Origin of the sequence: Paracoccus sp. MKU1 (genome assembly GCF_001447385.1) — a bacterium.
Taxonomy (GTDB): domain Bacteria; phylum Pseudomonadota; class Alphaproteobacteria; order Rhodobacterales; family Rhodobacteraceae; genus Paracoccus.
This window is the reverse complement of sequence record NZ_LLWQ01000065.1, coordinates 1-7,819: the sequence shown is the minus strand read 5'-3', so window position 1 is coordinate 7,819 and position 7,819 is coordinate 1. Positions and strand designations below refer to the sequence as shown.

General features: G+C 67.9%; 10 protein-coding genes and 1 pseudogene. 9 read left to right on the top strand and 2 right to left on the bottom strand.

Annotation, left to right across the window (positions count from 1 at the left end; genetic code table 11):
- The 9 genes and pseudogenes from AQY21_RS29615 to AQY21_RS04740 all read left to right on the top strand — a co-directional run.
- Positions 1 to 114: pseudogene (locus AQY21_RS29615) on the top strand (P-type conjugative transfer protein TrbJ); the annotation flags it as partial.
- A 19-nt stretch (positions 115 to 133) separates the two neighbouring features.
- Positions 134 to 424, top strand: a complete 291-nt coding sequence (gene trbK-alt / locus AQY21_RS04775) for a putative entry exclusion protein TrbK-alt (RefSeq protein ID WP_036759091.1) — start codon at positions 134 to 136, stop codon at positions 422 to 424.
- Between the two features lie 3 nt (positions 425 to 427).
- A complete protein-coding gene (gene trbL / locus AQY21_RS04770) occupies positions 428 to 1,744 on the top strand; it encodes a P-type conjugative transfer protein TrbL (protein WP_058096646.1) in 1,317 nt (438 codons plus the stop codon).
- The gene (gene trbF / locus AQY21_RS04765) at positions 1,741 to 2,430 is read left to right on the top strand and encodes a conjugal transfer protein TrbF (RefSeq protein WP_036759087.1); all 690 of its coding nucleotides are present in this window, start codon (positions 1,741 to 1,743) and stop codon (positions 2,428 to 2,430) included. Before trbL ends, trbF begins: the two co-directional genes overlap by 4 nt.
- 20 nt (positions 2,431 to 2,450) lie before the next feature.
- Complete coding sequence (gene trbG, locus AQY21_RS04760) at positions 2,451 to 3,446, top strand: P-type conjugative transfer protein TrbG (protein WP_116171212.1); 996 nt, start codon at positions 2,451 to 2,453, stop codon at positions 3,444 to 3,446.
- Positions 3,443 to 4,618: a TrbI/VirB10 family protein gene (locus AQY21_RS04755; protein WP_036749310.1), complete on the top strand. Its 1,176-nt coding sequence runs from the start codon at positions 3,443 to 3,445 to the stop codon at positions 4,616 to 4,618. Before trbG ends, AQY21_RS04755 begins: the two co-directional genes overlap by 4 nt.
- A 4-nt stretch (positions 4,619 to 4,622) precedes the next feature.
- Positions 4,623 to 4,874 (top strand): DUF2274 domain-containing protein, encoded by a 252-nt coding sequence (locus AQY21_RS04750; RefSeq protein WP_036749307.1) that lies wholly within the window; start codon positions 4,623 to 4,625, stop codon positions 4,872 to 4,874.
- A gap of 187 nt (positions 4,875 to 5,061) precedes the next feature.
- Complete coding sequence (locus AQY21_RS04745) at positions 5,062 to 5,331, top strand: CopG family ribbon-helix-helix protein (RefSeq protein WP_036749304.1); 270 nt, start codon at positions 5,062 to 5,064, stop codon at positions 5,329 to 5,331.
- Positions 5,328 to 5,636 carry a type II toxin-antitoxin system RelE/ParE family toxin gene (locus tag AQY21_RS04740; protein WP_036749301.1) on the top strand — a complete coding sequence of 103 codons (309 nt, stop codon included), beginning with the start codon at positions 5,328 to 5,330 and terminating at the stop codon, positions 5,634 to 5,636. Before AQY21_RS04745 ends, AQY21_RS04740 begins: the two co-directional genes overlap by 4 nt.
- A gap of 40 nt (positions 5,637 to 5,676) precedes the next feature.
- Here the strand turns inward: AQY21_RS04740 and AQY21_RS04735 are convergent, their stop codons facing one another.
- Positions 5,677 to 6,096, bottom strand: a complete 420-nt coding sequence (locus AQY21_RS04735) for a ribbon-helix-helix protein, CopG family (RefSeq protein WP_036749298.1) — start codon at positions 6,094 to 6,096, stop codon at positions 5,677 to 5,679.
- A 3-nt stretch (positions 6,097 to 6,099) separates the two neighbouring features.
- A partial coding sequence (locus tag AQY21_RS04730) for a conjugal transfer protein TraG (RefSeq protein ID WP_058096644.1) occupies positions 6,100 to 7,819 on the bottom strand: 1,720 nt, incomplete at its 5' end.

The following is a 7,819-nucleotide window of genomic DNA, read 5'->3' as shown; positions in this document are numbered from 1 at the left end:
CTTTCAGAGGCAGAGCGTGCAACCGCCGCCGAACAGGGCCGCATCCAGCGCGAACGGTTTCTGACCCCCGGCGCCGGTTACCAGCCCGGCAATGCCCGGATGTTCAACAACTGACCGCCCGAGGAGGCGCATCATGGGAGGCAAGGCGATGGCCCGGCTGATTGCCATCCTGTTCCTGGCGATCGTCATGACCGTGACGCTGATCGGGATGGAACGGAGCGGCGATCTGCCGCCCCTGCCGGGGCGCAAGACACCTGCACGGCAGGAAGATTCGCTGCGCGAGGGCCAACGCCGCTGCCAGCAGATGGGCGAAGCAGCGGCGGAGGATGCCGAATGCCTGACGATCTGGGCCGAGACCCGCGACCGCTTCCTTGGACGGCGGCCTGATCCGTCGTCCCCGGCTACATCCATGGAAAGGGAATAGATCGTGGGCGGCACCGGCGTCATCGACGAGTTCCTGGCGGTCTTCACCAGCTATATCGACAGCGGCTTCGGCTTGCTGGGGAGCGAGGTGGCCTTCATCGCCACCACCCTGATCGTGATCGACGTCACGCTGGCGGCGCTGTTCTGGGCCTGGGGCGCCGAGGACGACATCATCGCCCGGCTGGTGAAGAAGACCATCTTCGTCGGGGTCTTCGCCTGGCTGATCTCGAACTGGAACAGCCTCGCCCGGATCGTCTTCGAGAGCTTCGCCGGGCTCGGGTTGCTGGCCTCGGGCACCGGATTCTCCGCCGCCGATCTGCTGCGGCCGGGCCGCGTCGCCCAGACCGGGCTCGATGCCGGCCGGCCGCTCCTGGAATCCATCTCAGATCTGATGGGCTGGGTGGCGGTCTTCGAGAACCTTATCCAGATCCTCTGCCTGTTCTTCGCATGGGCGCTGGTCATCCTCGCCTTCTTCATCCTGGCGATCCAGCTCTTCGTCACCCTGATCGAATTCAAGCTGACCACGTTGGCAGGGTTCGTGCTCATCCCCTTCGGATTGTTCGGAAAGACGGCGTTCATGGCCGAACGCGTGCTCGGCAATGTCGTGTCGTCGGGCATAAAAGTGTTGGTGTTGGCGGTGATCATCGGCATCGGCAGCACCTTGTTCGGCCGGTTCACCACCGGCTTCGGCGGCGTTTCCCCCACCGTCGACGATGCCATGGCCATCGTGCTGGCGGCGCTGTCGCTACTCGGCCTCGGCATCTTCGGCCCCGGCATCGCCACCGGCCTCGTCTCCGGCGGGCCGCAGCTGGGTGCGGGCGCCGTCGCCGGCACCGGGCTGGCCGTGGGCGGCGCCGCGATGGCCGCCGGGGGTGCGACGGTGCTGGGCGCCAGGGGTGTCGCCGCGACCGCGCGGGGCGGGGCCGCCACTGCGGGGGCCGCCTCCGCCGCCTATAGCCTCAACTCCGCCGGACAATCCGGGATCGGCGGCGCCCTCTCCGGTGCCGCCGGCGTCGGCAAGGGGGCGGGCATCGCCGCCATGACCCCGCTGCGCCGGGCGGCGGCCAGTCTCAAGGCCAACCGCGAAGCCGGCGTGAAGGCCGGTTTCACCGGCACCGGAGGCAGCACCACGCAGGGCACGCTCGGCGGTACGAGTGCCGGTGGTGCGGCTGCGGGGGCTGGCAGCCCGCCTGCCTGGGCGCAGCGCATGCGCGGGCAATCCCTTGGCCGGGGCGCGACCGTCACCGCCCATGCCGTGCGCTCCGGCGACAGCCATGGTCCCGGCGCCTCCGTCTCCCTTTCCGAAAGCGACAAGCCATGAACCTCTTCAGACGTCCGACCACCCATTACGGCAAGATGCCGGAACCGGTCACACCCTATCAGAAGGCGGCGCAGGTCTGGGACGAACGCATCGGCTCGGCCCGCGTGCAGGCCAGGAACTGGCGGCTGATGGCCTTTGCCTGCCTGACAGTCGCTGCCGGGTTTGCCGGGGCGCTGGTCTGGCAGTCGGCAAGGGGCACCGTGGTCCCCTGGGTGGTGCAGGTCGACGATCTGGGGCAAGCGCAGGCCGTCGCGCCCGCTTCTGCCGATTACCGCCCCACCGACCCGCAGATCGCCTGGCATCTCGGCCGCTTCGTCGAGCAGGTCCGGTCGATCCCCGCCGATCCGGTGATCCTGCGCCAGAACTGGCTCAGAGCCTATGACTGGACCACCGACCGTGGCGCGGCGGCGCTGAACGACCATGCGCGCGGCAACGATCCCTTCTCCAATCTGGGCGAGCGGCAGGTCTCGGTGGAGGTCTCTTCGGTCATCCGCGCCTCGCCCGACAGTTTTAGGATCGCCTGGACGGAAAAGCGCTACGAGAACGGCCAGCTTTCGGCCACCGAGCGCTGGACCGCGATCCTGACCGTGGTGATCCAGACGCCGCGCAGCGCCGAGGCCCTGCGCGCCAACCCCCTCGGCATCTACGTCAATGCGATCTCATGGTCGCGGGAGATGAGCCAATGAGCCTTGTTCTCACCGAAGGAATGTTCGGAACCCTGGCGAAACGCTTGTCCGGTCCACTGCTGGCTGCCGTTTTGCTTTCGGCTACCGTACTGGCGGGCTGCACCACCAGCAAGGCCCCGCAGTTCAGCTACGACGACGATGTCCCGCCGCTGCCATCGCCGCCCGCTGCCGTTCAGGCTGACCCGGCACCAAAACCGCTGCATGTGCCGCCGGGCTGGACGCCGGCGCGCGGCGGCAATGGGGCGGAGAGCCCCGCCGGCCGGGTGACGAATGCCAATCTCGCCGCCCGCGTCGAGCCGCGCCGCGAGGGCTATTACAATGCCATCCAGGTCTATCCCTGGTCCGAGGGCGCGCTCTATCAGGTCTATGCCGCGCCTGGGCAGATCACCGATATCGCGCTGGAGCCTGGCGAGCGGCTGACCGGCACCGGTCCCATCGCCGCCGGCGACACCGCGCGCTGGATCATCGGCGATACCGAGAGCGGCAGCGGCGCGTCCCGCCGCGTGCATGTGCTGGTCAAGCCGACCCGTCCCGACATCAGCACCAATCTGGTCATCGCCACCGACCGGCGCAGCTACATGCTGGAACTGCGCGCCGGCGAGGAAACCTGGATGCCGGCGGTGTCATGGCATTATCCGGAAACTTCGTCGTCCACGGCCACGCAGCGGCGGGTGGTTCCCGCCGCACCGGTGATCCCCGCCGCCGCCGCGCGCAACCATCGCTACGGATTGCAGGTCGAGGGCACGAGCCCGCCCTGGCGGCCGGTTTCCGTCTTCGACGACGGCCGCCGGGTCCATGTGGTCTTTCCGCCCGGCATCGCCCAGGGCGAGATGCCGCCGCTCTTCGTCATCGGCCCGGAAGGCGAGCAGGAGATCGTCAACAGCCGCGTCCACGGCAATGTCCTGATCGTCGACCGGCTCTTCGGCGTCGCCGAACTGCGCCTCGGCTCTGGCAAGCGCCAGCAGGTGGTGCGGATCCATCGGCTGCAGCCGGAGCAGGGAAGAGTGCCGTCATGAGCGACCCGGAAACCGCCGCCGCGCCGATGCGCCTGCGCGCCGAGCCGCCCCGCGTCACCCGGCTGTCACGCAAGGTGCTGGCCGGCCTGGCCGGGTTCGCCGCGCTCGGCATCGGTGCGGCGCTGATCTACGCCTTGCAGGGCAAGGACGTGGCGCAAACCGGCGGTGAGGAGCTGTTTTCCACCGAGAACCGCGCCACCGCCGACGGGCTGGCCGAACTGCCGCGCGACTATACCGGCCCCGCCCTCGGTCCGGCGTTGCCCGGCGATCTCGGCAAGCCGATCCTCAATGCCCGCAATCGCGGCGAGCCGGTGCCTGCGCCGGATATCGCCGGCCCGATTGAGGCCGCGCCCGCCATGGATGCGGCGGAGCAGCAGCGGCTGGCGGAAGAAGAGGCCGCGCGGCTCAGCGGCGTGTTCTTTCAAGGCGGACCACGACCTGCAAGCAGGTCGTCGGACTTGGGCGCAGGAAGTACCGGGCAGGCCGCGGGCGGACTCGGTGCCATGGGACAGTCCGAGGCTGCAGGCGCGCAGGACCGGCACTCGGCGTTCCTGGGCGGCGCCGCCGATCGCATCACCGTTGCCCCGGATCGCGTCACGCCACCGGCCTCGCCCTACATCCTGCAGGCCGGCTCGGTGATCCCGGCAGCGCTGATCACCGGCATCCGCTCCGATCTGCCGGGCCAGATCGTGGCCCAGGTAACGCAGCCCGTCTACGACAGCCCGACCGGTTCGATCCTGCTGATCCCGCAGGGCACCCGCATCATCGGCGAATACGACGACGGCGTCGCCTTCGGCCAGCGGCGCGTGGTGCTGGTGTGGAACCGGCTGATCTTTCCCGATGGTCGCTCGCTGGTGCTGGAGCGCCTGCCCGGCGCGGATGCGTCCGGTTACGCCGGTCTCGAGGACGGCGTTGACTATCACTGGTGGGATCTGATGAAGGCCGCCGGGCTCTCGACGCTGCTGGCCGTCGGCACGGAACTCGCCGCCGGCGACGAGGAGGACCGGCTGATCCGCGCCATCCGCGACGGGGCCCAGGACACCGTCGACCAAGCCGGCCAGCAGATCGTCCAGCGCCAGTTGCAGGTCGCGCCGACCCTGACCATCCGGCCGGGTTTCCCGGTCAGGATTGTGGTCTCGCGAGATTTGGTCTTCGGGAACGGAGGAGGATGACACCATGGCGAAGCTGAAGCTGGGACCGATCGCGGACGATAGGCCGGTGAAGCTATCCATCGAATTGCCGGCGAGCCTGCACAGGGATTTGACCCTTTACGGCGAGCTTCTGGGCCGTAGCGGCACGGGCGGGCCGGGTGCCGCGGTCCCGCCGCAGAAGCTCGTCGTACCGATGCTGGAGCGGTTTCTCGCCTCGGATCGCGGGTTCGCGAAGGCGAAACGGAGTGTCGGTGCTCAACGGCAGGCAAACGGCTGAACATGCCACCCTTTGCGCATTGTTGCACCACGTTTCTTCTAGGCTCGCCCGTACAGGAGTTCGCGGAAGAAAGCCGGCGGCAACCACATCCTTCTGACGTATAACGCCTTCGTGCTTTGCCTCTGAACTGTGGCATGGCCGACCCGGTCGTGCTATCTTGTGCACAGCATAACACAGGGCTTTCACTATGACGGCAAGCACCACCATGACGATTCGGGTTTCCCCCGAGACCAAGCGGAAGCTGGAGCGGATCGCCGGAGAAACCCGGCGCAGCAAGTCGTTCCTCGCGGCCGAGGCCGTTTCCGCCTATGTCGAGCGCGAGCTGGAAATCATCGACGGCATCCGGCGCGGCATGGCCGATGCGGAAGCCGGCCGCGTCGTGCCGCATGACGAGGCCATGGCTGAGATCCATGCCGTGATCGACGCGGCGGAAGCGAAGCGCGCAGGAAACGCGTGAAGCGGCCGGTGACCTGGGCCCGCGCGGCCCTGGACGACATCAAGGAGCAGATCGCCTTCATCGCGCAGGACAACCCGGCCGCCGCAAGGCGGGTTGCGGATCGGCTCCGGGACACCGGCGCAGCCCTCGGAGACATGGCAACCGGGCGCCCCGGCCGGGTCACAGGCAGCTACGAGAAATCCGTCAGCCGCCTGCCCTATATCATCGCCTACGAGTTGCGACCAGTTGCCGGACGGGAAAGCGTCGTCATCCTGCGCGTCATCCATACGTCGCGGGACTGGGCCGATGAGGACCGGCCGCACTGATCTGGAACACAAGAGAGGTGGGTGCGCCGGCATGCCTTGCCTACTCTCGCTCTTCCGGCACCTCCTGGCGCAGCTTCGGGCCGCCGGCGAGACGCCGGCCGAGGGCTTCGAGGAAGCGGTCGTAACGCTGGCCGCCCTGCGCCTGTGCGGCGGCCTGCGCCGCCTCGGGCAACGGCGGGGTTGCGGTCAGCCAGGAGCGCATGAAGATCGCGAAGGCCTCGTTGCCGATGCCGATATCGCGTTCCAGTCGCTGAATGCTGCGGTCGATGCGATCGAGCCGGCGAGTCATCGCCGCCTCCTGCCGCTCGTCGGCATCGGGCGTGAGGAAGGAGGCGATGGCGGCCTCCGCGACGAGCGAACGGGATCTCCCGCGCCGGTCGGCATAATCGGCCAGCAGCAGCATCAGGTCGGGGTCGAGATAGACCGAGAGGCGCTTCTTCTTGTCGGCATGTTCCGGCATGGCTCAAAGCTCCATTCCATCGTTCTGGTCCATGGAGATCTGGCGCGCGACCTGGCGCATGTCGCGCACCAACCCCCGGTTGCGGACCGCCTGCCGCTCCGAGGCATCGAAGTCCGGATCGAATTCGTTCTGGGGAGGCGCAACCGGTTCCGGGGCGATGTCCTGATAGGGTTCCAACCCCGGCTCGCGGCGCAATCCGGCATCGTCCGAATCCGCGGACGATTTCGCACCGGCCTGTGCAGCGCCGGCATGTGACCCTGCACAGACATCAGCCCCCTGCCCCTCACCATCCAGCTTCGGCGGCTTCAACGCCGACCAATCGTCAGTCCGTGGTGATGGAGCGACCTCGCGCGGATCCGGCGGCGGCAGCACCCGCTCGCGGAACCGCGGATCGACATAGTAGCGCGCTTTCCGTGCCCGGATCGGCGGGGTCCCGGCGACCATGACGATCTCGTCTTCGGGGGGCAGCTGCATCACCTCGCCGGGGGTGAGCAGCGGCCGGGCGGTTTCCGAGCGCGAGACCATGATATGGCCCAGCCAGGGCGCCAGCCTGTGCCCGGCATAGTTCTTCATCGCCTTCATCTCGGTGGCGGTACCGAGCGCATCGGAGACCCGCTTGGCGGTCCTCTCGTCATTGGTGGCGAAGCTGACCCGGACATGGCAATTGTCGAGGATCGAATTGTTCGGGCCATAGACTTTCTCGATCTGGTTCAGCGACTGCGCGATCAGGAAGGACTTGATGCCGTAGCCTGCCATGAAGGCCAGGGCGCTCTCGAAGAAGTCCAGCCGACCGAGGGCCGGGAATTCGTCGAGCAGCATCAGCACCCGATGCCTGCGGTCCTTCGCATGCAGATCCTCGGTCAGCCTGCGGCCGATCTGGTTCAGCACCAGCCGGATCAGCGGCTTGGTGCGCGAGATGTCCGAGGGCGGCACCACCAGATAGAGCGTCGAGGGTCTCTCGCCAGCAATGAGATCGGCGATGCGCCAGTCGCAGCGCGAGGTCACCTGGGCGACGACAGGATCGCGGTAGAGGCCGAGAAACGACATCGCCGTCGACAACACGCCTGAGCGCTCGTTCTCCGATTTGTTCAGCAGTTCCCGCGCGGCACTGGCGATCACCGGATGCGGGCCTGCCTCGCCCAGATGCGGGGTCTTCATCATCGCCGCCAGCGTCGCCTCGATCGAACGGCGCGGATCAGAGAGGAAGGCCGCGACACGGGCGAGGGTCTTGTCCTGCTCTGCATAGAGTACATGCAGGATGACGCCGACCAGCAGGGCATGGCTGGTCTTTTCCCAGTGGTTGCGCTTTTCCAGCGAGCCCTCGGGATCAACGAGGATGTCGGCGATGTTCTGGACGTCGCGCACCTCCCATTCGCCGCAACGCACTTCCAGCAGCGGGTTGTAGGCAGCCGAGGCCGCATTGGTAGGGTCGAACAGCAGCACCCGGCCATGCCGCGCCCTGAACCCGGCGGTCAGCTGCCAGTTCTCGCCCTTGATGTCGTGGACGATGGCCGAGCCGGGCCAGGTCAGCAGCGTCGGCACCACCAGCCCGACCCCCTTGCCGGATCGGGTCGGGGCGAAGCAGAGCACATGCTCCGGTCCGTCATGGCGCAGGTAGTCCTGTTGGTATCGGCCCAGCACCACGCCGTCGGGGCCGAGCAGCCCGGCCCGCTCGATCTCGGCCCGCCCTGCCCATCGCGCCGAGCCGTAGGTCTCGACGTCC